The sequence below is a fragment of the Duganella zoogloeoides genome (genome assembly GCF_034479515.1).
GTDB classification, from domain to species: domain Bacteria; phylum Pseudomonadota; class Gammaproteobacteria; order Burkholderiales; family Burkholderiaceae_D; genus Rugamonas; species Rugamonas zoogloeoides.
In genome coordinates this window covers 3,809,755-3,831,686 of sequence record NZ_CP140152.1, presented here as the reverse complement: position 1 = coordinate 3,831,686, position 21,932 = coordinate 3,809,755, and the positions used below count along the sequence as shown (strand labels likewise).

The following is a 21,932-nucleotide window of genomic DNA, read 5'->3' as shown; positions in this document are numbered from 1 at the left end:
AATCATGCCCAGCTTTGAGCGCTTTTTGTATTGCGCGCCGTGTTTTAGCGATGCGCGCACCCGTCGTTTCGACCTGTTTTTTGATTATTTGTTAATGAACAACATACGCAATTTCTCCATCATCGCCCACATCGACCACGGTAAATCGACCCTGGCCGACCGCATCATCCAGCTTTGCGGCGGCCTGTCCGACCGCGAGATGGAGGCGCAGGTGCTCGATTCGATGGACCTGGAACGCGAACGCGGCATTACCATCAAGGCCCAGACTGCGGCCCTGAAATACAAGGCGCGCGATGGCATCATCTACAACCTGAACCTGATCGATACGCCCGGCCACGTCGACTTCTCGTACGAAGTGTCGCGTTCACTGTCGGCGTGCGAGGGCGCGCTGCTGGTGGTCGATGCGTCGCAAGGCGTGGAAGCGCAAACGGTTGCCAACTGCTACACCGCGCTCGACCTGGGCGTGGAAGTGGTGCCCGTCCTCAATAAAATCGACTTGCCGAACGCCGATCCGCCGACCGCAATCGCCGAGATCGAAGACGTGATCGGTATCGAAGCGGGCGACGCCGTCCATTGCTCGGCCAAGACCGGCCTGGGCGTGGAAGACGTGATCGAATCGATCATCGCCAAGGTGCCGCCACCGAAAGGCGACCCGGACGCGCCACTGCAGGCGCTGATCGTGGACTCGTGGTACGACGCCTACGTGGGCGTGGTGATGCTGGTGCGCGTGATGAACGGCACCCTGAAACCGAAAGACAAGATCAAGCTGATGGCCACCGACTCGGTGCAGCTGGTGGAAGACGTGGGCATTTTCGCGCCGCGTTCGCTGTCGCTGCCGCAACTGTCGGCCGGCCAGGTGGGCTTCATCATCGCCGGCATCAAGGAACTGAAGGTTGCCAAGGTGGGCGATACGGTTACCCTGGCCAACCGTCCGGCGCCGGCGCCGCTGCCAGGCTTCAAGGAAGTGCAGCCGCAAGTGTTTGCCGGCCTGTTCCCGGTGGAAGCGAACCAGTACGACGCGCTGCGCGACTCGCTGGAAAAGCTGAAACTCAACGATGCCGCACTGATGTACGAGCCGGAAGTATCGCAGGCGCTGGGCTTCGGCTTCCGCTGCGGCTTCCTCGGTCTGCTGCACATGGAAATCGTCCAGGAGCGCCTCGAGCGCGAGTTCGACATGGACCTGATCACCACCGCACCGACCGTGGTGTACGAGGTGGTAATGCGCGACAACAGCATCGTCAAGGTGGACAATCCATCGCGCATGCCCGAGCCGACCAAGATCAACGAAATCCGCGAACCGATCGTTACCGTCAACCTGTACATGCCGCAAGAGTATGTCGGATCGGTGATCACGCTGTGCATCGGCAAGCGCGGTGTGCAGATGGACATGAGCTACCACGGTCGCCAGGTCAAGCTGGTGTACGAGATGCCGATGGGCGAAATCGTGCTCGACTTCTTCGACAAGCTGAAATCGACCTCGCGTGGTTACGCGTCGATGGACTACGAGTTCAAGGAGTACCGTGCCTCCGACGTGGTCAAGGTCGATATGCTGATCAACAGCGAGAAGGTCGATGCGCTGGCGATTATCGTTCACCGCTCGAACAGCGCCTATCGCGGCCGCCAAGTGGCTGCCAAGATGCGCGAACTGATTCCGCGCCAGATGTTCGACGTGGCGATCCAGGCCGCCATTGGCGTCAACGTGATTTCGCGTGAAAACGTCAAGGCATTGCGCAAGAACGTGCTGGCCAAGTGCTACGGCGGCGACATCAGCCGTAAAAAGAAACTGCTGGAGAAGCAGAAAGCCGGTAAGAAACGCATGAAGCAGGTGGGCTCGGTCGAGATTCCACAAGAAGCGTTCCTGGCAATCTTACAAGTGGATGATAAATGACCATGCAAGTGATTTTGGGTAACTTCGCGCTGATCCTGTTCGTGTTGATGGTGATCACCGGCGTGATCTGGTGTCTCGATGTGTTCGTATTGGCCAAGCAGCGCCGCGCTGCCGCCAACCGCGCGCTGGCCGAGTACGATGCGCGCGCCGCCAAGCTCACCGCCGACGGCTACCAGGCCGACAACAACGTCAACCGCGCCGCGCTGGAAGCGAGCATCCTGCGCCAGCCAACCTGGGTGGAATACTCGGGCAGTTTCTTCCCGGTGATCGCCCTGGTGTTCGTGTTGCGTTCGTTCCTGTACGAGCCGTTCAAGATCCCGTCGTCGTCGATGGTGCCGACCCTGGAAATTGGCGACCTGATCCTGGTGAACAAGTTCACCTACGGTATCCGCCTGCCGGTGCTGAACAAAAAAGTTTTCCAGATCAACGATCCGCAGCGCGGTGACGTGATGGTGTTCAAATATCCGCTGGACATGACCCAGGATTACATCAAGCGCGTGATTGGCGTGCCTGGTGATAAGATCACGTACGAGAACAAGAAGCTGACCGTGAACGGCGTGGCGGTGCAGTACACCGCGTTGCCGGACTACCTCGGTGGCGATGAGCAAAAGCAGCTCAGCTATAACAAGCAGTACCAGGAAGCGCTGTCCGGCGTCAGCCACCGCATTCTCAACTTCGAGAACGCGCCTACGCTGAGTCTGCCGCAAGTGATGGACTTCCCGATGCGGCAAGAGTCGTGCACGTACACCTACGACAGCTTCACGTGCGTGGTGCCGGCCGGTCATTACTTCATGATGGGCGACAACCGCGACAACAGTACCGACAGCCGCTACTGGGGCTTTGTCCCGGACAAGAATATCGTCGGCAAAGCATTCTTTGTCTGGATGAACCTGAGCAACCTGAAGCGTATCGGCAGCATCAAGTAAATTCACCGGCCCGAGGGCCGCACAGGGAGAGCTGAAATGCGAACACATCGGCAAAACGGCGTTTCCCTGACCGGGTTGATCCTGGTCCTGGCCGTGCTGGGCGTGGTGGCCGTGCTGGCCCTCAAGATCTTGCCCACGTACACGGAATATCGGGCAGTGAAGAATGCCATCGTGACGGCCAAGGCCGCCGGTGGCAATTCGGTGCCCGAGATCCGCAAGGCCTTCGATGCCAACGCGACCGTCGCTTACATCACCGCCATTTCCGGCAGCGACCTGACTATCGAGCGCGAGGGTGACAGCGTCGAGGTCAGCTTCGCCTACGAAAAGAAAATCCCGCTGGTCGGACCGGCCAGCCTGCTCCTGGAATACCAGGGCACTACCGCCGCAGCCGGCAAACCTCATTAAAAACCAGAAAACGAACCAATGAATCTTCAGTTATTGCAAACCCGTCTAGGCTATACGTTCCAGGATGCCGGCCTGCTGCAGCAGGCCTTGACCCACCGTAGCCATAGCAGCTTGCATAACGAACGCCTCGAGTTCCTTGGCGACTCCGTGCTCAACTGCGTCGTTGCCACCATCCTGTACGAGCGCTACACCACCATCGACGAAGGCGACCTGTCGCGCTTGCGCGCCAACCTGGTCAAGCAGCAGTCGCTGTTTGAAATCGCCCAGAAGCTCGAACTGTCGCAGTTCCTGCGCTTGGGCGAGGGCGAGCTGAAGTCGGGCGGCTTCCGCCGGCCGTCGATCCTGGCCGATACGCTCGAAGCGATCCTTGGCGCAATTTTCCTCGATGGCGGTTTCAACCCGGCTGCCGAGGCGATCCGCGCCTTCTACATCCCGATCCTCGACACGGTGGACCCGCAAACCCTGGGCAAGGACGCCAAGACCCTGCTGCAGGAATTCCTGCAAAGCCGGAAGATTTCGCTGCCGCTGTACAATGTGGTGGCCACCCACGGCGCCGCCCACAGCCAGGAATTCGAGATCGAGTGCCAGATTCCCAAGCTGGGCATCCAGCTGTTCGGCCGTGGCGGCAGCCGCCGCGCCGGCGAACAGGCCGCCGCCAAGCTGGCACTGGAAGCGGCGCAGCAAGCGCTGTTGAAGACCCCGGCCGCAGTGCGCAAGGCCAAGCCGCGTGCCGCCCAGCTCAAGCTGGCCGGCATCGCCACCGTGCAAACCGATGACGACGCAGAATCTGCACCATCGGCCAAGGCAGCCAACAAGTAACGACTTAAAAGAAACGATCATGACTACCGAAACGACCCCCGCCAACTTCCGTTGTGGTTACATCGCCATTGTCGGCCGCCCCAACGTGGGCAAATCGACCCTGATGAACACGCTGATCGGCGCCAAGGTCAGCATCACCTCGCGCAAGGCGCAAACCACGCGCCACCGCATCACCGGCATCATGACGTACGATGATGCCCAGTTCATCTATGTCGATACCCCGGGTTTTCAAACCCGCCACTCGAATGCGCTCAATAAAACGCTGAACAAGACGGTGACCAACACCCTGATTTCGTCGGACCTGATCCTGTACGTGATCGAGGCGGGCACGTTTGGCCCGGCCGACCAGCAAGTGATCGACTTGTTGCCGAAAGAGGTGCCGGTGGTATTGGTCATCAACAAATCGGATCGCGTCAAAGACAAGGCCGTGCTGCTGCCGTTCGCGCAGCAGGTGGCTGCCAAGTTCGATTTCGCCGCGATTGTGCCGGTGTCGGCCAAGCTGCGCTTCCAGCTCGAAGGGCTGCAAAACGAGATCAAGCGCTTCCTGCCCGAGAACGCACCGATCTTCGGACCGGACGACATCACCGACCGCAGCGAGAAATTCCTGGCGTCCGAGATCGTGCGCGAAAAGCTGTTCCGCTTTGTCGGCGACGAACTGCCGTACACCAGCACCGTGCTGATCGAGCAGTTCGAGCAGGAAGGCGACCTGCGTCGCGTGTTTGCCGCCATCCTGGTCGAGCGCGATACGCACAAATCGATGATCATCGGTAACAAGGGCGCGCGCCTGAAGGAAGTCTCCACCCAGGCCCGCCTGGACATGGAAAAACTGTTCGGCGGCCCCGTGTACCTGGAAATCTGGGTCAAGGTCAAATCGGGCTGGGCCGATAACGAAGCGGGTTTGCGCGCCTACGGCTACGAATAAATCCATGCCGCCCGCCACGCCCGACGCCGCGCCAGAGATCGCGCCAGCGTCACCGCAGCAGGCCGCGCCTGACGCGCAGGGCGGGGTGGTGCTCGCGCCCGTCGCGGAAACGCCTCCCAAACGTCCGCGCGCTACCGCACGCGAACGCACCATCGGCACCAAGGTCGCCGGCCAACCGGCCTTCGTGCTGCACAGCTATCCCTACAAAGAAACCAGCCTGATCATCGACCTGTTTACGCGCGACTTCGGCCGCGTGGCGCTGATCGCCAAGGGCGCCAAGCGGCCGCACTCGCAGTTGCGCGGCGTGCTGCAAACCTTCCAGCCGCTGTCGTCGAGCTGGGTGGGCAAGTCCGAGCTGCGTACCCTGACCGACGCCGAATGGGTCGGTGGCATGCTGCCGCTGGAAAAGACCGCGCTGCTGTGCGGCTTTTATCTGAACGAACTGCTGGTCAAGCTGCTGGCCCGCGACGACGCTCACCCGGCGCTGTTCGACCATTATGTCTCCACCCTCAACCAGCTCGCCCACAACGAACCTGCCACCATCGTCTTGCGAAAATTCGAACGGGCCTTACTTAAGGAGACAGGGGTGGCGGCGGACCTGGGGCGCTGCACCAGTACGCGCGCCCCGGTGCAGGCCGACGTGACGTACGTGGTGGACCCCGAGCGCGGACCGCGCCCCGAGCGCGCGGCGGACCCGTGGCCGCGGGTGGCAGGCAAAACCTTACTCGACATGGAGCGCGAAGATTACCAGGACGCCGCCACGCAGTCGCAGAGCAAGCAGCTGATGCGCTTCCTGGTGGCGCACCACCTGAACGGCGCGCCATTGAATACCCGGCAGATTCTCGTCGATCTGTCACAATTATAAGGAAACCTCGAAAAACCCACTGCGCGGTTTTTCGAGGTTTCCAAAAGAACCTTGATTACTCTATAAACGGTATAGAACGAATGAGCTTCCTGCACCCTTCCGGCACCATCATCGACCTCGGCGTCAATATCGACCACGTGGCCACTTTGCGCAACGCGCGCGGCACCAGGTACCCGGACCCGATCCGCGCCGCGCTGCTGGCCGAGCAGGCTGGCGCCGACTGCATCACCCTGCACCTGCGCGAAGACCGCCGCCACATCAAGGACGCCGACGTCATCGCCCTGGCGCCGCAGCTGCTCACGCGCATGAACCTGGAAGCGGCCGTCACGCAGGAGATGATCGACTTCGCCTGCAAAATCCGCCCGGCCGACGTATGCCTGGTGCCCGAAAAACGCACCGAAGTGACCACCGAAGGCGGCCTCGATGTGGCCGGCAATTTCAACGCGGTGCAGGCGGCAGTCAGGCAACTGCAGGCCGAGGGCATCCGCGTGAGCCTGTTCATCGACGCCGATGAAGCACAAATGGATGCCACCATCGCTGTCGGCGCGCCCGTCATCGAGCTGCATACGGGCCGCTACGCCGATACCGAAGGCGCCGAGCAGGAAGCCGAACTGGAGCGCGTGCGGCGCGGCGTGCTGTATGGCGCCTCGAAGGGTTTGAAAGTCAATGCCGGCCATGGCCTGCATTACACCAACGTGCAGGCGATTGCCGCCATCCCCGACATCGCGGAACTGAACATCGGCCACGCCATCGTTGCCCACTCGGTATTCGTCGGCTGGGAAAACGCGGTGCGCGAGATGAAGGCGATCATGGTGTCCACCCGCCTGGGCCGAAAATGATCTACGGGATCGGCACCGACATCTGCAAGATCCCGCGCATCGAAGCGGCCCTGGAGCGCCACGGCGACCGCTTCGCGCAAAAGATCCTGGGACCGCAGGAGATGGAAAAATATTTGGCGCGCAAGGCCAAGAATCCGGTGCGCGGCATCCGCTTCGTCGCTACCCGGTTCGCCGCCAAGGAAGCGTTTGCCAAGGCGATCGGCCTCGGCATCCGCATGCCGATGACGTGGCCGGCGGCGCAGATGCTCAATGCCCCCAGCGGCAAGCCGATGATCGTGTGCAGCGGCGTGCTCAAGGAATTCATGGACAAGCATCGGCTTACCACGCAGGTGACGGTGAGTGACGAGGCGGAATATGCAGTGGCATTCGTGATCGTGGAGCAGGCGAAAATTGACTGACCAGGTAGTCCCCAACAACGTACCCCCGGTGCCAACCCCCGACCCGCGCGAGCAAGTGCTGGCCACCGTCGCCAAGCTGCCGAATCTGCCGGGTGTGTACCGCTACTTCGACGCCGAGGACAAGGTCCTTTACGTCGGCAAGGCGCGCGACCTCAAAAAACGCGTGTCGAGCTACTTTCAGAAAAACCTGGCCAGCCCGCGCATCGCCATGATGGTCGAGCGCATCGCGCGCCTGGAAACCACGGTCACGCACAGCGAGGCCGAGGCGCTGATCCTCGAGAACAACCTGATCAAGGCGCTGAGTCCGCGCTTCAACATCCTGTTCCGCGACGATAAGTCGTACCCGTACCTGAAGATCACCGGCGGCGATGCGCCGCGCATGGTGTATTACCGTGGCGCGGTGGATCGGAAGAACCAGTATTTCGGGCCGTTCCCCAGCTCGTGGGCGGTCAAGGAATCGATGCAGATCCTGCAGAAGGTCTTCCAGATCCGCACCTGCGAGGACAGCGTGTACGCCAACCGCACGCGCCCGTGCCTGCTCAACCAGATCGGCCGGTGCAGCGGGCCATGCGTGGACCTGATCAGCAAGGAAGACTACAAACTGGATGTTGATAACGCCGCGCGCTTTTTGCGTGGCCGCCAGAGCGAAGTGCTGGCCGATCTCGAGGCGAAGATGCATGCGTATGCGTCTGATCTCAAGTTCGAGCAGGCCGCCGCCGTGCGCAACCAGATCCAGTCGCTCTCGCGCGTGCTGCACCAGCAGAGCATGGAGACCGTGGGCGACGCCGACGTCGACATCATCGCTGTGCTGGTGCAGGGCGGGCGCGCCTGCGTCAACCTGGCGATGGTGCGCGGCGGCCGCCACCTCGGTGACCGCGCCTATTTTCCCACGCACGTCAGCGACGCCGAGGCGATTGCCGAAGAACCGATCGAAGTGGAAGTGCTGGCCGCGTTCCTGGCGCAGCATTACGCCGACAAGTTCATCCCCGGCATCCTGATCCTCAATATCGAGTTCGACCACCCGGCGTTGATCCAGGCCTTGCAGGAGCAGTGCGGCCACCGCATCAACCTGATCTTCCAGCCGCAGGACCAGCGCCGCAAGTGGTTGGAGCTGGCGCAGAAAGGCGCGCAGATATCGCTGGCGCGCCTGCTGTCGGAACAAGGCTCGCAGCAGTCGCGCACGCGCGCGCTGGTCGATGCGCTGTCGCTGGAACCGGAGGACATCGACACGTTGCGCGTGGAATGCTTCGACATCAGTCACACCATGGGCGAAGCCACGCAGGCGTCGTGCGTGGTGTTCCATCATCACCAGATGCAGAACGGCGAATACCGCCGCTACAACATCAATGACATCACGCCCGGTGACGATTACGCGGCGATGCGCCAGGTACTGTTCCGCCGCTACGAAAAAGTGGCCAACGGCGACGGCGTGATGCCCGACGTGGTGCTGATCGACGGCGGCAAGGGCCAGATCGAAATGGCGCGCCAGGTATTTTCCGAACTGGGCCTCGACATCAGCCTGATCGTCGGGGTGGCCAAGGGGGAGGGGCGCCGCGTGGGCCTGGAGACCTTGATGTTTGTCGATGGCCGCCCGGCGCAGGAACTGGGCAAGGAATCGGCGGCGCTGATGCTGGTCGCGCAAATCCGCGACGAGGCGCACCGCTTCGCCATCACCGGCATGCGCGCCAAGCGGGCCAAGACGCGGCAGACGTCGCGCCTGGAAGAAATCGAAGGCATCGGCGCCAAGCGCCGCCAGCGTTTGCTGGCGCGCTTCGGCGGACTGCGCGGCGTGGTCAATGCCAGCGTGGAAGACTTGAAACAGGTCGAGGGCATTTCCAGCGCATTGGCTGAGGAAATTTACAAACAGCTACATTAACCGTCCGGGGCAAACGTGCTGGTTTAATACACGTTGGCAAGGTAGACTAGCGGCGCATTTCCACAATTCCCATGGTCGTACTTATTCAGCAAGTTTATGCCCCTTCGTCATGCCATTTAATATCCCGATTCTGTTGACCTGGTTGCGCGTCGCGCTCATTCCGCTGGTGGTGGGCGTCTACTATCTGCCAACGTCGGTGCTGCCGGTGGCCGATCAGAATCTGGCCGCCACGCTGGTGTTCATCATCGCGGCCGTCACCGACTGGTTCGACGGCTTCCTGGCCCGCCGCTGGAACCAGACCTCGGCCTTCGGCGCCTTCCTCGACCCGGTCGCGGATAAGCTGATGGTCGCTGGCGCCTTGATCGTACTGGTGCAACTGGACCGCGCCAACGCCGTGATCGCGTTCGTGATCATCGGCCGCGAAATCGCCATCTCGGCGCTGCGCGAATGGATGGCGCAGATCGGCGCCTCGAAATCGGTTGCGGTCAGCTCTATCGGCAAGATCAAGACCACTGCGCAAATGGCCGCCATCCCGCTGCTGCTGTACCACGACGTATTGTTCGGCGCCATCGACACCCAGTTCTGGGGCGCGCGCTTCCTCGAAGTGGCGGCGGTGCTGACGGTGTGGTCGATGTTCTACTATATGCGCCTGGCGTGGCCGATGATCAAGGAAAAGGGCGGCCACTTGTAAAAGGAGCTAAACCGTTTTCAATCTTTTTTGTTCAACAAGGTTTTTGCCATTGACAGCCCGTCCAGATCCTCTATAATGCTGGCCTGTTGTTGATGACAGCGACGCGGGAGTAGCTCAGTTGGTAGAGCGCAACCTTGCCAAGGTTGAGGTCGAGAGTTCGAGACTCTTCTCCCGCTCCAGTTGCAAAGCTGGTGGTTGTTACAGGTAGTACTGGTAATAACGATAGCGAGCTGTTAAAATGTTTGACTCCAAATGCGGGAGTAGCTCAGTTGGTAGAGCGCAACCTTGCCAAGGTTGAGGTCGAGAGTTCGAGACTCTTCTCCCGCTCCAGTTTCCTCGGAAGCTGATTGGCTGTTGTGAAGTGCAGTAAAAAGTATCACCTCCTACGCGGGAGTAGCTCAGTTGGTAGAGCGCAACCTTGCCAAGGTTGAGGTCGAGAGTTCGAGACTCTTCTCCCGCTCCAGAATTCGGAGCACAGCACATAACCGGCTGTGTTCTCGTATCAAGTCTTCCTCCGGCGAGGTAGCAAAGCGGTTATGCAGCGGCCTGCAAAGCCGTCTAGGTCGGTTCGACTCCGATCCTCGCCTCCATAAAATCAAGTACTTAGCGTCATTTAAACAAACTGAGCATGGTTTGTCACCTCTCAAAAAAAGCGGTGCACCTCTCGTCGCAGCGGCCATCTGGTCTTCGCACGTTTGAGCGGTGACCGTATGATTGACGTATGGCCTACGTCAAAAAAACACCGTCCGGTACCTACCAGCTCTGCATTCGTAACCGTATGCTGCCCAAGCCTTTGTGGGCGACCTTCGATTCAAAGGCAGAGGCGGAGTCTTATGGCCAGCAGCTCGAGGCGTTGTTAAAGCAGGGCATCGTTCCTTCCACGCTGCTCGAGCGCCCGACGCCAAAGCAGGAAACCTGGACAGTCACGCGGTGCATCGTCGAGTACCAGCGGCACAACGCGCTGGCGCTCTCCGAGGTCAAGCTGCTCGACACGATCCAGCCCCAGCTTGCCACGGTGGCGACCGGCTACCTGAACTATGACTGGGCCGAAAGCTGGATACGCAGCATGAAGCGCGACGCGAACTTGTCGCCGTCGACGATCCGGCACCGCCAAGGCGCGCTGGCGCGGTGTTTCGACTGGATGGTCCGCAGGCACCCCGAGATCATGGTGCAAAACCCGCTGCGGTTGCTCAAGCGCGGTTTTTCCACCTACACGCCCGACGATGTCGCTTTCCTCGCCCGACAAGGCAGGGGGCCAAAGTTCGCCGAAGAGCGCGACCGCCGGCTCGGTATCGAGGAGGAGGCGCGGATCCGCGAAGTGCTGGCCGACCGGCCGGTGGAGCTGACTTTTTTTATCCTGGCGCTGGAGACGGCCATGCGCATGCGCGAGTGCTACACGCTCGACCTGACACAAATAAACCTCGAGCAGCGCACCATCTACCTCGACCGCAGCAAGAACGGCGACCGGCGCCAGGTACCGCTATCCTCCACGGCCATCAGAGCGCTGGCAGACCACATGACGAACGACCGCGCCGCCATCAAGGAGCGCAGCGGACGGCTGTTCCCCTACTGGAGTGGCGCGCGGGCGGTGAAGGAACTCGATATCGTCACCCGCGACCTGTCGCGCGTGTTCGCACTGGTGTTCGAAGCGGCCGGCGCGCCAACGCTGCACTTCCACGATCTGCGCCACGAAGCGACGTGCCGGCTCTACGAAAAGACCAAGCTGACCGACGTGCTCATTGCGCGCATTACCGGCCACCGCGACCTGCGCCAGCTCAAGCGGTATGCGAGCCTGCGCGGCAGCGATCTGGCCAGCCATCTCTGGTAGAGGATTACCTGGTGCCGGTGGGCGCGGAAAGGGGAGATGGCTCCGGCAGCGATGGCAGCACGGGAAGTTCGCGCCGCTTGCGCGATGCAGGCCGTGGCACCAGCAGGGCGGCAGGCGCGGGCAGCGAGGCTGCGCGTTGTGCCTGCAGACGCAGCGCGGTGTCGTGCCTGACGCGCTCGCGCAGAAAATCGAGGATGTCGGTACGCAGGAAAACCCAGGACTTGCCAATCTTCGTGCCCGGCAACTCGCCCTTGCGGGCGAGCGCCAGCACCGTCTCCACGTCCGCATGGAGCAGGGTGGCCGCACCCAGGGCGTTGAAAGTGTCCTGGGCTTCCATGGTCAAGCACCGTGTGACGATTGCGCGTTGTCGCTCATGGCCTCCACCGACAGCGCCGGCACGATGACATCGCCCCGGAAAAGATGGTCGCGAAATTCCAGCGCCTTGCGATAGCCGTCGTTGAAGTGTGCCACGGTGCGCATCGGGACCGTCTCGCGCAGGGAGCGGCCTCTCGGCTTCTCGGCCGCATACGCCGTGTGCACCGGGTGCATGTCGTGCTCGAGGGCCACCACCAGGGCGTAGGGTTCGCCGTCCGACTGGAAACTGTAGGTGCCGCCTGCACCGGTTCTCAGCGCGGTGTCGACGGCTGCGCGCAGCTCGAGCAGCGCGACCCTGTCCCCCACGATGGCGCCGACTTCGTCCCAGCGCGATGGTCCCATGAAATGCAGCATACGTTCGCTCATCATAGCCTCCTGGCGTGGCGCGGAACTGCCGCGCGATCAGTATGTCGAAATGACGACACCAGTATGCGAGGGCTGGCGTACGCGGCCAAGCGAAAGGCGACGGAAATATCGAATGCATCAAACCGCTCGCACGCTGCTGCGCGGGCCGAACTTCACCGGCTAAATTCACCGGGGTGGCGATCAGCATTGATGGATATCAATTGAGTCTTGGTGGCGTCAGGCAACATTGCCCCGTGATCCACCAGCAGGATGCCCCATGCTCCGTTATGTTCCCTTCGCCGTCATTCCGCGCCTGCGCCAGGCAAGCTGCCTGCAGAGGGTGCAAACGGCGCCCTCTGCATGGCCTGCCATGCGTGCTGCAATGCGCGCCAAAGCATGGATGGAGGTGAGCGCGATGTCCTTCAGGATGGTGACCGTGGTGGCACACCGTGGTGGTCAGCTTGCCTGCTGCTAAGAAGATGGCGAGCGGCGTGACCCTTTCGGGGAGCGGCCATCCCCTGCAACTGCCGCTTGAGCTGATCGACGAGGATCCGCTGCAGCCAAGGGCAGCGGACAGTCCGGGTTTTGCTGCGGGCAGCCTGCGCGAGCTGGCGGAATCGATCCGGCGGCGCGGCATCAAGACGCCGGTGTCCGTGCGCCGCCACCCCCGGCAGCCTGGCCGCTACATCATCAATCATGGCGCGCGCCGCTATCGCGCGGCGCGCCTGGCCGGGATGCAAACCATTCCCGCCTTTGTCGATGATGACTACAACGAAGCCGACCAGGTCATCGAAAACCTGCACCGCAATGACCTGACCGCGCGCGAGATCGCCGACTACATCGGCCGCGAGCTGGCGCGTCGACTGCGCAGGAAGGACATCGCACAGCGGATCAGCAAGTCTGCCGCCTACATCACGCAGCACGCAGCGCTGCTCGACCTACCGGAGCCAATTGCCGAGGCGTTCAACACAGGGCGCGTGCGTGACGTGACGTTGATCAACGAACTTGTGTCGGTCTACAAGGTGGAGCCTGAGACCGTGGGCGGATGGTTAGCGGAACCGGGCCAGGAGGTTACGCGCGGCACGGTGCGCCTGCTGCGCGAATTCCTGTGCCAGGAGCCCGTCCACGATGCCATCGTTGACGCCGCTATCGCCAATGCCGTACCAGTCGCGGAAGCAGGCGTATCAGCGAGGATAGTCGTATCCGCTTTCCATGGCGTGCTCATGTTCGAGCACGAGGGCAGAGCTTGTACGCCGCTGCTGCGGCGACGACCATCCGGACCTGCGGTGGTATGGGTGCGCTACGCGGATGGCGGCGTCGCTGAGGCACCTCTGGCGGCGCTGCGGGTATCAGGTTGGGCATCTCCGCTTGAGAGCTGATGGCGGCGTCTGTACAAAGTTGGTGTGGTAATAATAAGAATATTATTCCTATCGTCGAAATATTATTACTACTGTTCTTATTTGATCTGTCGCAAGCCTGAGCGTCGTGAGAGGAATACTCTTATTACCGAAGGAGGGGACGATCATGCACCACGACGCCGACAGCACCGCCCGCATCATGGCCGCCGCAGACGAGTTGTTCGAGCAGGGAAACCGCGCCCAGTTTCCGAGGGTTGACGCTGTGCGCAAGGCAGCGCACGTCAGCATGAACGATGCCACCAACGTCATGAAGCAATGGCGCCGTGCGCAACTGGCCGGCCGCGGGCCAGCCCCGGTCGAGGTACCTCCAGCCCTGCACGACATCCATCGCGCCGGGCTAGAAACACTGTGGCTTGCAGCGCAGGAGCATGCCAGCCAGAGCATGGCGGCCATGCGGGTTGCGTGGGATGCGGAGCGCGCCGAAAATGAACAGCTGAACTGCGAAATGGTCGCAGCTTTCGAGGCACAAACAACCGAACTGGAACATGCCAATGCCGAGCATGCGGCTTACCAGCAGCGCATCGCCCAGCTGGAAGCCGAAGCTCATGCGCACGTGGAATCAGTCTCCCGCATGGAGACGAAGCTGAACGCAGCGGAGGCCGAGTCCCGCACCCATGCCGCGCGCGCGGCAGAGATCGAACGGCGCGCGCAGGAACTACGTGTCGAACTCGACCGTTCCCACGCAGCGAACGCTGCCCAGGTGGCGAAGGAAGCGGCGAGCCAGGCGGAGCTGGCTACGGTCCGCGCCGAGATGCTGCACTTGATGCAGATGGTTTCGGGTGCGATCGGCGACAGAATTCCCTTGGCAAAAGACTACAGTGAACGGAAGCGGCAGTGACCGCGCGAACGCTCCATGCAGGGAGAAATAGATGAACGAGAGGGTCTTGGTAATGAATGGCCAGCGCCTGCTGCAGAGCGAGAGCGACGGCAAATGGGTGACCAACAAGGTCGACAAGGCGGGCCAGCTCAAGCCAGGCATTTACCGCCTCGATGCCGCCCAGCCGGCAGACAAGACCAAGGCCCATCTTGGCGTGATCGTCCACGCGGACCGGCAGTCCGTCTTCCAGCAGTCGGGGCAGTCGCTCATCAGGCACGACGCCGGCGCGTTCGCGCAGCAACCCGCGCACGGCGAAGCGGCATGGATCGAGTACGGGCAGGGTAGCGCCACCTGCGAGCAGGAAGGGCAGCAAGCGCGGCGCGGCAGGAGGCGCTAGCGGCCGCCGCTGGCATGTCTGCCACGCCAGGGCGAAATGCGTGCAATGGAGGTCGCATCACACCATGTACAACCAGATATTTTTCACCAACGTCCTGCGCACGCTCGACGAACAGGGCTTGACCAAGAGCGAGCTGGCCGAGAGGGCCGGTATCTCGGTATCTTTCCTGTCCGACCTGACCAACGCCAAGGCGAACCCCTCTCCCAAGGTGCTCGACGCGATCGCCCGCGCCCTCAACACCGCGCTGCCGGCTTTGCTGGAGATCACCGACCTCGACGAGGCCACCATGGCGTCGCTGATGGGTGGTCAAGCGAGCCAGAGCTTGCCGGAAGGGCTGGTGCGTGTGACTGCTCTGCTTACGCCGTTTCAGGCGTTTACGGTCAAGCGCTGGGACGGGGAAAATCGCAGAAAGCTCAAGCGCTGAAATGCAGCATCGACATGGCGCGAGACAGGCGCCGTGCGCAGATATTTCAAACTACATTCCGTAATGGCGGGCGCTGTTTTGTTCTGGACTGCTACGTCTTCAGGCGCACTGGCAGCGGAGACGGGCCAGGGCCGCCAACCCTCGCGAAGTTACGGAACTCGCCGTTCCAGAGTGCAATGACGACGGTATCCGTGACGACCTGAAAGCCTCCGTGACCAAGACATTCGGGGTGATGCGCGTGTGCTGCGCCGTGCAGAATGGCTTGATCGCGTCGTGGTACGCACTTGGTGCAACCGATGCCCGGCCTTTGTCAAGTGCGTATTTGATGGCCATACGTTGGTCGGACTGCTTGAGCGGGCTGGTACGCGAAAGTAAATGAATTGACTTTCGTGCGATCAAGAAGTTGTCACGCATGATTGCAATACGCGTGAACGCATCTCCGCGATGCATACACCGCGCAACGCTCGCTTATCCGCTGGCTGGCGTAGGTCGGCAATACCGAGTGGTACCAGGCATTCAACATCAACCTGCGGCAATTTTCTGCAGGTCCAGCTTCATGATCGCCACCCGATTGATTAGTGAATACTAGTAATTAGAAATTAAATATATCGTATCCAAAATCTGGCGCTAACTCCAAGGAGTGCTCCCATCCCCAAACACCAGATACTTATCTCAAAAGTTTTATCCAGCAGATTAGCAATTATTACGCCTGTCACCGCTCCGATAATCCCGTTTAAAAAAGCTGCAAGCCAATTTGAATTGGAAAAGAAAAAGTCAAAAAGGTTCACCACAGCCAGCGAAAATCCCAGAAGAGCTGCCGCGATCAATTGTGGTTTGGAAATTGCCCATCCTTTCATCAGGCTGATTGAGAACACGCTGACCATCGGGAAAAAAAACAGCATAAACCACGGGTTTCCAAAAACTCGTTTCATTGCCTTATCTCCAGTTCATTCACGTTTTCTGACCTTATTTATGCTCTTAGCTTGCCGCTCCTTCGCCTTCCGATCATGCGCTTTCTTTTCTATCACTTCCTTTTTTAAAATTTTTGTTACTGCTGTGTTCATTCCCTGAATGAACAAGAGGTCTTTCATTGTAAGCTCTCCAAATTTCTCCGCGAGGTAAACAGATGACCCTGCCGATTTGTACACACCCCACCACCCAAGCCCAACGGCTCCGGATGCTGCTGACAATCCTATTGAAATCCAGTTAAGTTCATTTATAGAACGGTCCATAAAAAGCATCTGGTAGCCTATATCAGCGCCAGCGCCCACCACAATACCGAAGCACATCGGGCAATTTCCCGTCGGATTGGTTAGGCTTAATGGATTGACAATAACATACGCATACGTGTTAGTACCACCCAGTATTCCAAGTGCGCCGCTTTGGAGATATCGGCCCAGCGACGCGTCGTAATACCGATGCCAGTTATACCACAGGCCAGACTCAATGTCGTAGTACTACCCAGGGAAACCAATTGGCAATCTGGCCTTCCCCCATCAGGACGGACACTTTCGATAGGTATGATGTTCCTATCGGAGGTATCAAATGGCACGTGAAAGACGAGTATTTTCAGAAGAGTTTAAGCGCGAAGCAGTCAAGCTGGTAGGCCAGCCTGGTGCGAGCAAGGCGGCGATAGCCCGTGACCTTGGCATTGGCGCCAATTTGCTGGGACGGTGGTGCAGAGACGCCAACGTCGATGCAGAGGTCGCAGTCGGGCGCGAGAAAGTGTCGGCCCAGGAGTACGAGCGTATGCGGCGCGAGCTTGCGAAGGTCAAGATGGAGCGCGACATATTAAAAAAGGCGCAGCCGACCTCAAGTGAAGTACGGCTTCATCGCCAAATATCGAACCATCTGGCCGACGCGAACGATGTGCCGGCTACTCGGCGTATCGAGCAGCGGCTTTTACGATTGGCTTGGGCGGCCGGCGAGCGCTCACGAGCGCGAGAATGCCGAGCTCCTCAAGGCAATCAAGGATAGTCACGAAGCCAGCGATGGCACATATGGTTCACCGCGCGTAGTGCGAGACCTTATCGACGCTGGTTTCACCTGTAGCGAGAACCGTGTGGCACGGTTAATGAGCGCTGCTGGCATTAAGGCTCGTCACAAGCGGCGTCGAGCACCAGGGCAGCTTGATTCCCCTGTCCATGCCATTGCGCCGAATCTGCTGGACCGGCAATTTGAAGCGACAGGGCCGAACCAGAAATGGGCAGCAGACTTTACCTACGTGTGGACCGGCGAAGGCTGGCTATTCGTTGCTGTCGTCCTCGACCTGTACTCACGGCGTGTGGTGGGCTGGTCGATGCAACCGACGATGACGGCGCAGCTCGTAATGGATGCACTGATGATGGCTATTTTCCGTCGCGGCCGTCCTCGTGCCGTGCTGCATCATTCAGACCAGGGAGCGCAAGGCGGATTCAACCGGTCCTCGCAACACCCTAAATCAAGGAGGTGTTTATGGGACGACCCGCGAGGTGGATGGAAAAATTGACGGGGCGTGGAGCGATGCGCTCACCAGGTGCGCCGTCGCATCGCCGCGAAACAATGCGGCTATTCTGGGAGCAAATAACAACTGGCATTACGAGTGAGAAGGCTGCTGAGGCGGTGGGCGTTTCTCAAGCGGTTGGGACGCGATGGTTCCGCCATAATGGCGGCATGCCACTTTCTATTTTGAGCCCGGTTTCCGGGCGGTACTTGTCGTTCGCGGAGCGAGAAGAAATCGGACTTCTTTCGTGCCGAGGTGCTGGAGTACGCGAGATTGCTCGTCTTATCGGACGCAGTGCATCAACGGTTTCCCGCGAACTGACACGTAACGCTGCAACTCGCGGCGGTCGACTTGAGTATCGAGCTTCGGTCGCGCAGTGGAAGGCAGAGCTGGTTGCCAAGAGACCTAAACCTTCGAAACTGGCAATCAATGAACGCTTGCACGACTACGTTCAAGACCGTCTTGAAGGTAGGATTCGAGACGCCAATGGTCGTCAAGTTTCTGGGCCGCAGCAAGCGCCGTTCATTGGGAGAAACAAGCCGCATCGCGGTGACCGTAAATGGGTCAGTGGTTGGTCGCCCGAACAAATTTCTAACCGGCTGAAGACCGATTTCCCTGACGACGAATCTATGCGCATTTCTCACGAAGCCATTTATCAAGCACTCTATATCCAAGGACGAGGGGCCCTCAGGCGCGAGTTGGTTAGTTGTCTGCGCACTGGACGGGCGTTGCGCGTGCCGAGGGCAAGGGCCCAAGCTAAGGCTTGGGCACACGTCAGGGAGGATGTGATGATCTCTAAGCGGCCCGCAGAGGCCGAAGATCGTGCTGTGCCAGGGCATTGGGAAGGTGACCTGATCATTGGCCTAAACCGATCCGCGATCGGCACCTTGGTCGAGCGATCAAGCCGATTTACGATGCTTGTCCACCTGCCTCGTGAGGACGGCTACGGGTTGGTGCCGAGGATGAAGAATGGCCCCGCCCTCGCTGGCTACGGAGCTGTAACGATGGCTAATGCGCTCAAGAATACCGTGACCGACATGCCTGCCCTTTTGTGGCAGTCGTTGACTTGGGATCGCGGTAAGGAACTATCTGATCATGCCCGCTTCACAGTTGAATCAGGGGTGAAGGTATTCTTTGCCGATCCACATAGTCCATGGCAGCGCGGTACAAACGAAAACACGAATGGCCTCCTGAGGCAATACTTCCCAAAGGGAACAGACCTGTCTCGGTGGAGCGCTCATGAAATCCAAGCCGTTGCTAATGCATTGAATTCCAGACCACGAAAAACACTGGGTTGGAAAACTCCGGCCGAAGCACTGGACGAGTATCTAAAATCTGCTCAATAATCTGGTGTTGCGAGGACCGGTTGAATCCGCCCAATACACGAGCGAGAATTTTCAGCGGCTACTCGAATCCCACGGCATCGTTTGTAGCATGAGCCGTCGCGGTAACTGCTGGGACACTGCAATGGAAAGCTTCTTCTCGACGCTTAAGACCGAACGTCTTAGCAAAAAGCACTACCGGACCAGAGATGATTTGCGGGCAGATGTGTTCGACTACATCGAAAGGTTTTACAATCCACGTCGGCGTCATTCCACTATCGGCTACATTAGCCCGATTCAGTTTGAAAATTTAAAATGCGCCTAGCGGGAGTGTCCGTGACGATGGGGGAAGGCCAGTGATAAGGCCAGTGATATGAGATCGACAAATCGGTGTGGGCGTCTCCCGTGGCTTCTAATTGGCTTGCCGCTGCTGGTTGCCACCCTGACATGGTTGGGTGTGGAAGCCATGTTGCATTGGGCCGAGAAGGCGGCGCTAGAGGCACACAATGCGCGATTCGCTTGTTGGGTAAGCGTCAGTCGAAGTTGTCCTGCGTTTTCAATCGAAATTGAGGTCGCCTTGGCGTGCCCGCAGGTGGAACAGGACTGTCGGGCGCGCGGCTTCGATGCTGCTGCGGACAATGCGCATACTGAGTACATACGTTGGCTGCAATGGTCCGGATGGGCGAAGCTGACCCTGATAGCTGCGAGTCTGGCAACGGTCGTCGCATGGGGCTGTCGCGTGCTGTTTCGTCGAAAACGTAGTGGCATACACGACCACGCCCGTGGTCAGCATGCCGAGTAAAGCTCTTGCGCAACGCGTTGCTTCCCCGCGCTACACGCTGGCTGTCTTTGCCAAGTAAATAGACGCCGGCCGAATCCGGATCGGCCTCGCCGGGCTCGATCACGGCTTCCTGATCGTAGACACGTTCCATGTTACCCGTCAAGAAAGTAGAGGCGTTGCCTTGCCGTCCCCTGTTCCTTGACGTTTCCGCGCGATAGAAGTCTGGCGCGCAGCGCATCGAACTGCTGCCAGTCTCTTACTGCAACCGCGAAGTCCACGTCATAGGTTGCTCTTCTCGCGACGATGCCGAGGTCGTTGCGCTCGATGCGATCGACGATACGCATGTCGATACGATGTTCAACGTAAAAAGGCATGGTGTTCAGTGTGCAGAAAGCACTGCCGCTAATGGCCGCGGGCGGTATGGTCGTCCTCAACGGCTCCATCGCTGGCAGTAAAGGTCTGCCAGGCCAGTCTCTTTATAACGCCAGCAAGGCAGCGGTACGCTCGTTCGCCCGATGCTGGACGACTGACCTCAAGAAAGCGGGGCATCCGGGGGAACGTGGTATCGCCTGGCGGAACAGAAACGCGCCTGAGCCAGGGCATCTGCTACCCGTGCCGTTCCAGGCGCATCGCACTGCGTTGCAAGTACTGCCGCAGGCGTTCGGCCAGCAGCTCAGCTTCCGCCAGCAGGTGCGGGCACGCGGCGCCTGGTGCGCTGGCCCCGGTGGGGCTGATCAGTTCGCCGCGGTAAATGCTGGCGAAACTGGTGTAGCGCAACTGGAAGTGCCAGCGCGAGGTCAGTACCTCGAACACCTGCGCGCACTGGCGCCGCATCATCTGGTAGGTGACCACCAGGTAGCGCTGTTCCGGTAGCGTTTGCAGGGTGTCGAGAATGGCGCGGTTGTAAGCGATCCAGGCGCGCAGGTAGCGGTTGTAGTATTTGCGCTGGTGCTGGCGTACCCGCAGCGGCCGGTACACGGTACGCCAGGCCAGCGCCACCAGCGGGCCGCGTGACCGGTACTTTTCATCGAGGTACAAAAAATCGCGCTTGAGCAGCGAGTGCGTCACTTCCTGGAAATCGCGCAGCACTACCAGGTAACGGGCGCCGGGCAGCAACTGCGCATAGGTGTCGAGGAACAGGCTGGTGCGGGGTTCCTTCCAGCCCCACTGGCGATACCTGGCGTTCTTGTGCTCGATCATCGCCTGCATCTGCTCGCGCTCTTCATGGCTGGGCGTGATGGCGTAGGGGCCATGCAGGCCGGCCGCGTCGGCGCCGCCGGCGCGCAGGATGGTTTCATGCAGGTGCAGAAATTCCAGGTCTTCGAAGTGGCCTTCGACATTGCCCTTGCCGGCGCCTACCAGGTGGTCGCCGAGCGGCAGGCCGCAGGCGTGCAGCCACTGCGCCATCAGCGACGTGCCGGAGCGGTGCATGCCCGCTACCACCAGGATATCGTTGGTCATCTCAGGCCTTCCGGCGCCGCGCCACCGCGGTCTGGCACAACACGTAATCGCAGATGCGCGCAGTGCAGTCGGCAATGCTGGTCTCACGCGTATGCAGATACAGGTCTGGTTCCGACGGCCGCTCGAACGGGTCGTTGACGCCGCTCAGGCATTGCAGCTTGTCGGCAGCGTCGTCGGGCAGGCTGGCGCGGCGGTACAGGCCCTTGGTGTCGCGCCGTTGCAGTTCGTCGAGGTCGCAGTCGATGAAGACGATCTTGACGTTGGGGTAGCTGGCCACCAGTTCCTTGCGCACTTCGTCATACGGGCTGATGGCGCTGATGATGGTGACGATGCCGTGCGCGGCGAACTTGTCGGCGATGAAGCCGAGGCGGCGCAGATTCTCGCTGCGGTCCGCGCGCGAAAAGCCCAGGTCCGTAAACAGGCGCGCCCGGTAGGGGTCGCCGTCCACGACTTCGACCGGCACGGCGCACTGGTGCAGGCGGCGTTGCACGCTGTGGGCCAGCGTCGATTTGCCGGCGCCGGACAAGCCGCAAAATAATAAGATCATGGTAGCCTCGGAAAAAGATAAGCAGCGCGCCGCTGTGGAGCCGGAAATCACTTCCGGGGCGCCAAGCTTAACAAGCGGTGGGCCGTGACCAGCCGTCAATTACCGT

Annotated in this window: 24 protein-coding genes, 4 tRNA genes and 5 pseudogenes; 24 read left to right on the top strand and 9 right to left on the bottom strand. The window is 60.2% G+C overall.

Annotated elements, in window-relative coordinates; all coding sequences use genetic code 11:
• The first annotated feature begins 94 nt into the window (after positions 1 to 94).
• From lepA to SR858_RS16780, 15 genes are all read left to right on the top strand, one after another.
• Positions 95 to 1,888, top strand: coding sequence for a translation elongation factor 4 (gene lepA, locus SR858_RS16850; protein ID WP_026636970.1), 1,794 nt, complete (start codon positions 95 to 97; stop codon positions 1,886 to 1,888).
• Positions 1,885 to 2,814: a signal peptidase I gene (lepB, locus tag SR858_RS16845; protein ID WP_019920162.1), complete on the top strand. Its 930-nt coding sequence runs from the start codon at positions 1,885 to 1,887 to the stop codon at positions 2,812 to 2,814. Before lepA ends, lepB begins: the two co-directional genes overlap by 4 nt.
• Positions 2,815 to 2,850: 36 nt before the next feature.
• Positions 2,851 to 3,219, top strand: a complete 369-nt coding sequence (locus SR858_RS16840) for a DUF4845 domain-containing protein (RefSeq protein WP_040377288.1) — start codon at positions 2,851 to 2,853, stop codon at positions 3,217 to 3,219.
• Between the two features lie 18 nt (positions 3,220 to 3,237).
• Positions 3,238 to 4,038 carry a ribonuclease III gene (gene rnc / locus SR858_RS16835; protein ID WP_026636969.1) on the top strand — a complete coding sequence of 267 codons (801 nt, stop codon included), beginning with the start codon at positions 3,238 to 3,240 and terminating at the stop codon, positions 4,036 to 4,038.
• Positions 4,039 to 4,057: 19 nt separating this feature from the next.
• Entirely contained in the window at positions 4,058 to 4,960 is a 903-nt protein-coding gene (gene era, locus SR858_RS16830; protein WP_019920159.1) for a GTPase Era, read from the top strand.
• A 4-nt stretch (positions 4,961 to 4,964) separates the two neighbouring features.
• Positions 4,965 to 5,825, top strand: a complete 861-nt coding sequence (gene recO / locus SR858_RS16825; protein ID WP_019920158.1) for a DNA repair protein RecO — start codon at positions 4,965 to 4,967, stop codon at positions 5,823 to 5,825.
• A gap of 80 nt (positions 5,826 to 5,905) precedes the next feature.
• Positions 5,906 to 6,664 carry a pyridoxine 5'-phosphate synthase gene (gene pdxJ, locus SR858_RS16820; protein ID WP_019920157.1) on the top strand — a complete coding sequence of 253 codons (759 nt, stop codon included), beginning with the start codon at positions 5,906 to 5,908 and terminating at the stop codon, positions 6,662 to 6,664.
• Positions 6,661 to 7,062 carry a holo-ACP synthase gene (gene acpS / locus SR858_RS16815; protein ID WP_019920156.1) on the top strand — a complete coding sequence of 134 codons (402 nt, stop codon included), beginning with the start codon at positions 6,661 to 6,663 and terminating at the stop codon, positions 7,060 to 7,062. Before pdxJ ends, acpS begins: the two co-directional genes overlap by 4 nt.
• A 28-nt stretch (positions 7,063 to 7,090) precedes the next feature.
• Positions 7,091 to 8,938, top strand: a complete 1,848-nt coding sequence (uvrC, locus tag SR858_RS16810; protein ID WP_026636968.1) for an excinuclease ABC subunit UvrC — start codon at positions 7,091 to 7,093, stop codon at positions 8,936 to 8,938.
• A 109-nt stretch (positions 8,939 to 9,047) separates the two neighbouring features.
• Positions 9,048 to 9,629, top strand: coding sequence for a CDP-diacylglycerol--glycerol-3-phosphate 3-phosphatidyltransferase (gene pgsA, locus SR858_RS16805; RefSeq protein ID WP_019920154.1), 582 nt, complete (start codon positions 9,048 to 9,050; stop codon positions 9,627 to 9,629).
• 103 nt (positions 9,630 to 9,732) lie between these two features.
• Positions 9,733 to 9,808: transfer RNA gene (locus SR858_RS16800), tRNA-Gly, on the top strand.
• Positions 9,809 to 9,883: 75 nt separating this feature from the next.
• A tRNA-Gly gene (locus SR858_RS16795) sits at positions 9,884 to 9,959 on the top strand.
• 57 nt (positions 9,960 to 10,016) lie between these two features.
• Positions 10,017 to 10,092 (top strand) — tRNA-Gly (locus SR858_RS16790).
• Between the two features lie 53 nt (positions 10,093 to 10,145).
• Positions 10,146 to 10,219: transfer RNA gene (locus tag SR858_RS16785), tRNA-Cys, on the top strand.
• A gap of 131 nt (positions 10,220 to 10,350) precedes the next feature.
• Complete coding sequence (locus tag SR858_RS16780) at positions 10,351 to 11,457, top strand: site-specific integrase (protein WP_019920153.1); 1,107 nt, start codon at positions 10,351 to 10,353, stop codon at positions 11,455 to 11,457.
• A 4-nt stretch (positions 11,458 to 11,461) separates the two neighbouring features.
• On the opposite strand, the gene SR858_RS16775 is transcribed toward SR858_RS16780, so the two are convergent.
• Positions 11,462 to 11,794 carry a helix-turn-helix domain-containing protein gene (locus SR858_RS16775; RefSeq protein ID WP_019920152.1) on the bottom strand — a complete coding sequence of 111 codons (333 nt, stop codon included), beginning with the start codon at positions 11,792 to 11,794 and terminating at the stop codon, positions 11,462 to 11,464.
• A 2-nt stretch (positions 11,795 to 11,796) separates the two neighbouring features.
• Complete coding sequence (locus SR858_RS16770) at positions 11,797 to 12,201, bottom strand: hypothetical protein (protein ID WP_322533673.1); 405 nt, start codon at positions 12,199 to 12,201, stop codon at positions 11,797 to 11,799.
• Positions 12,202 to 12,626: 425 nt separating this feature from the next.
• On the opposite strand from SR858_RS16770, the gene SR858_RS16765 reads away from it, so the two are divergent.
• The 4 genes from SR858_RS16765 (at position 12,627) to SR858_RS16750 (ending at position 15,233) form a co-directional block, all read left to right on the top strand.
• Positions 12,627 to 13,556: a ParB/RepB/Spo0J family partition protein gene (locus tag SR858_RS16765; protein WP_322533672.1), complete on the top strand. Its 930-nt coding sequence runs from the start codon at positions 12,627 to 12,629 to the stop codon at positions 13,554 to 13,556.
• Positions 13,557 to 13,701: 145 nt separating this feature from the next.
• Complete coding sequence (locus tag SR858_RS16760; protein WP_019920149.1) at positions 13,702 to 14,433, top strand: DNA-binding protein; 732 nt, start codon at positions 13,702 to 13,704, stop codon at positions 14,431 to 14,433.
• Positions 14,434 to 14,464: 31 nt separating this feature from the next.
• On the top strand, positions 14,465 to 14,809 hold the full coding sequence (locus SR858_RS16755; RefSeq protein WP_019920148.1) for a KfrB domain-containing protein: 345 nt from the start codon (positions 14,465 to 14,467) through the stop codon (positions 14,807 to 14,809).
• Between the two features lie 64 nt (positions 14,810 to 14,873).
• A complete protein-coding gene (locus SR858_RS16750) occupies positions 14,874 to 15,233 on the top strand; it encodes a transcriptional regulator (RefSeq protein ID WP_019920147.1) in 360 nt (119 codons plus the stop codon).
• A gap of 599 nt (positions 15,234 to 15,832) precedes the next feature.
• Here SR858_RS16750 and SR858_RS16745 read toward each other — a convergent pair.
• The 3 genes and pseudogenes from SR858_RS16745 to SR858_RS27770 form a co-directional block, all read right to left on the bottom strand.
• Complete coding sequence (locus SR858_RS16745) at positions 15,833 to 16,165, bottom strand: hypothetical protein (protein WP_154819717.1); 333 nt, start codon at positions 16,163 to 16,165, stop codon at positions 15,833 to 15,835.
• 15 nt (positions 16,166 to 16,180) lie between these two features.
• Entirely contained in the window at positions 16,181 to 16,522 is a 342-nt protein-coding gene (locus tag SR858_RS16740) for a hypothetical protein (RefSeq protein WP_322533671.1), read from the bottom strand.
• A 21-nt stretch (positions 16,523 to 16,543) separates the two neighbouring features.
• Positions 16,544 to 16,681: pseudogene (locus tag SR858_RS27770) on the bottom strand (RHS repeat-associated core domain-containing protein); the annotation flags it as partial.
• A 97-nt stretch (positions 16,682 to 16,778) separates the two neighbouring features.
• On the opposite strand from SR858_RS27770, the pseudogene SR858_RS27765 reads away from it, so the two are divergent.
• The 4 genes and pseudogenes from SR858_RS27765 to SR858_RS16725 all read left to right on the top strand — a co-directional run.
• Positions 16,779 to 16,988 (top strand): annotated as a pseudogene (locus SR858_RS27765) (transposase); the annotation flags it as partial.
• Between the two features lie 61 nt (positions 16,989 to 17,049).
• Positions 17,050 to 17,640 (top strand): annotated as a pseudogene (locus tag SR858_RS16735) (IS3 family transposase); the annotation flags it as partial.
• A 68-nt stretch (positions 17,641 to 17,708) separates the two neighbouring features.
• On the top strand, positions 17,709 to 19,061 hold the full coding sequence (locus SR858_RS16730; protein ID WP_084669785.1) for an IS30 family transposase: 1,353 nt from the start codon (positions 17,709 to 17,711) through the stop codon (positions 19,059 to 19,061).
• Positions 19,062 to 19,083: 22 nt separating this feature from the next.
• Positions 19,084 to 19,362, top strand: a pseudogene (locus tag SR858_RS16725) (IS3 family transposase); the annotation flags it as partial.
• A gap of 208 nt (positions 19,363 to 19,570) precedes the next feature.
• Here the strand turns inward: SR858_RS16725 and SR858_RS16720 are convergent.
• Positions 19,571 to 19,969 carry a hypothetical protein gene (locus SR858_RS16720; RefSeq protein ID WP_154819715.1) on the bottom strand — a complete coding sequence of 133 codons (399 nt, stop codon included), beginning with the start codon at positions 19,967 to 19,969 and terminating at the stop codon, positions 19,571 to 19,573.
• A gap of 1 nt (position 19,970) precedes the next feature.
• The gene (locus SR858_RS16715; RefSeq protein ID WP_322533670.1) at positions 19,971 to 20,192 is read right to left on the bottom strand and encodes a hypothetical protein; all 222 of its coding nucleotides are present in this window, start codon (positions 20,190 to 20,192) and stop codon (positions 19,971 to 19,973) included.
• On the opposite strand from SR858_RS16715, the pseudogene SR858_RS27760 reads away from it, so the two are divergent.
• Positions 20,191 to 20,304: pseudogene (locus SR858_RS27760) on the top strand (oxidoreductase); the annotation flags it as partial. The gene SR858_RS16715 and the pseudogene SR858_RS27760 overlap by 2 nt on opposite strands.
• A gap of 120 nt (positions 20,305 to 20,424) precedes the next feature.
• On the opposite strand, the gene SR858_RS16705 reads toward SR858_RS27760, so the two are convergent.
• Both SR858_RS16705 and cysC read right to left on the bottom strand, forming a co-directional pair.
• Positions 20,425 to 21,279 carry a sulfotransferase gene (locus SR858_RS16705; RefSeq protein ID WP_019920142.1) on the bottom strand — a complete coding sequence of 285 codons (855 nt, stop codon included), beginning with the start codon at positions 21,277 to 21,279 and terminating at the stop codon, positions 20,425 to 20,427.
• A 1-nt stretch (position 21,280) separates the two neighbouring features.
• Positions 21,281 to 21,826, bottom strand: a complete 546-nt coding sequence (cysC, locus tag SR858_RS16700) for an adenylyl-sulfate kinase (RefSeq protein ID WP_019920141.1) — start codon at positions 21,824 to 21,826, stop codon at positions 21,281 to 21,283.
• Between the last annotated feature and the right edge of the window lie 106 nt (positions 21,827 to 21,932).

What these genes read in the sequence shown, in the direction of transcription:
- SR858_RS16740 (WP_322533671.1), bottom strand. Translation starts at nt 16,522, where the DNA reads ATGTGCTTCGGTATTGTGGTGGGCGCTGGCGCTGATATAGGCTACCAG.
- SR858_RS16840 (WP_040377288.1), top strand. Translation starts at nt 2,851, where the DNA reads ATGCGAACACATCGGCAAAACGGCGTTTCCCTGACCGGGTTGATCCTG.
- acpS (WP_019920156.1), top strand. Translation starts at nt 6,661, where the DNA reads ATGATCTACGGGATCGGCACCGACATCTGCAAGATCCCGCGCATCGAA.
- SR858_RS16720 (WP_154819715.1), bottom strand. Translation starts at nt 19,969, where the DNA reads ATGGAACGTGTCTACGATCAGGAAGCCGTGATCGAGCCCGGCGAGGCC.
- recO (WP_019920158.1), top strand. Translation starts at nt 4,965, where the DNA reads ATGCCGCCCGCCACGCCCGACGCCGCGCCAGAGATCGCGCCAGCGTCA.
- cysC (WP_019920141.1), bottom strand. Translation starts at nt 21,826, where the DNA reads ATGATCTTATTATTTTGCGGCTTGTCCGGCGCCGGCAAATCGACGCTG.
- SR858_RS16755 (WP_019920148.1), top strand. Translation starts at nt 14,465, where the DNA reads ATGAACGAGAGGGTCTTGGTAATGAATGGCCAGCGCCTGCTGCAGAGC.
- SR858_RS16770 (WP_322533673.1), bottom strand. Translation starts at nt 12,201, where the DNA reads ATGATGAGCGAACGTATGCTGCATTTCATGGGACCATCGCGCTGGGAC.
- pgsA (WP_019920154.1), top strand. Translation starts at nt 9,048, where the DNA reads ATGCCATTTAATATCCCGATTCTGTTGACCTGGTTGCGCGTCGCGCTC.
- era (WP_019920159.1), top strand. Translation starts at nt 4,058, where the DNA reads ATGACTACCGAAACGACCCCCGCCAACTTCCGTTGTGGTTACATCGCC.
- lepB (WP_019920162.1), top strand. Translation starts at nt 1,885, where the DNA reads ATGACCATGCAAGTGATTTTGGGTAACTTCGCGCTGATCCTGTTCGTG.
- SR858_RS16775 (WP_019920152.1), bottom strand. Translation starts at nt 11,794, where the DNA reads ATGGAAGCCCAGGACACTTTCAACGCCCTGGGTGCGGCCACCCTGCTC.
- SR858_RS16705 (WP_019920142.1), bottom strand. Translation starts at nt 21,279, where the DNA reads ATGACCAACGATATCCTGGTGGTAGCGGGCATGCACCGCTCCGGCACG.
- lepA (WP_026636970.1), top strand. Translation starts at nt 95, where the DNA reads ATGAACAACATACGCAATTTCTCCATCATCGCCCACATCGACCACGGT.
- pdxJ (WP_019920157.1), top strand. Translation starts at nt 5,906, where the DNA reads ATGAGCTTCCTGCACCCTTCCGGCACCATCATCGACCTCGGCGTCAAT.
- SR858_RS16745 (WP_154819717.1), bottom strand. Translation starts at nt 16,165, where the DNA reads ATGAAACGAGTTTTTGGAAACCCGTGGTTTATGCTGTTTTTTTTCCCG.
- SR858_RS16750 (WP_019920147.1), top strand. Translation starts at nt 14,874, where the DNA reads ATGTACAACCAGATATTTTTCACCAACGTCCTGCGCACGCTCGACGAA.
- rnc (WP_026636969.1), top strand. Translation starts at nt 3,238, where the DNA reads ATGAATCTTCAGTTATTGCAAACCCGTCTAGGCTATACGTTCCAGGAT.
- SR858_RS16760 (WP_019920149.1), top strand. Translation starts at nt 13,702, where the DNA reads ATGCACCACGACGCCGACAGCACCGCCCGCATCATGGCCGCCGCAGAC.
- SR858_RS16730 (WP_084669785.1), top strand. Translation starts at nt 17,709, where the DNA reads ATGGAAAAATTGACGGGGCGTGGAGCGATGCGCTCACCAGGTGCGCCG.
- SR858_RS16780 (WP_019920153.1), top strand. Translation starts at nt 10,351, where the DNA reads ATGGCCTACGTCAAAAAAACACCGTCCGGTACCTACCAGCTCTGCATT.
- SR858_RS16715 (WP_322533670.1), bottom strand. Translation starts at nt 20,192, where the DNA reads ATGCCTTTTTACGTTGAACATCGTATCGACATGCGTATCGTCGATCGC.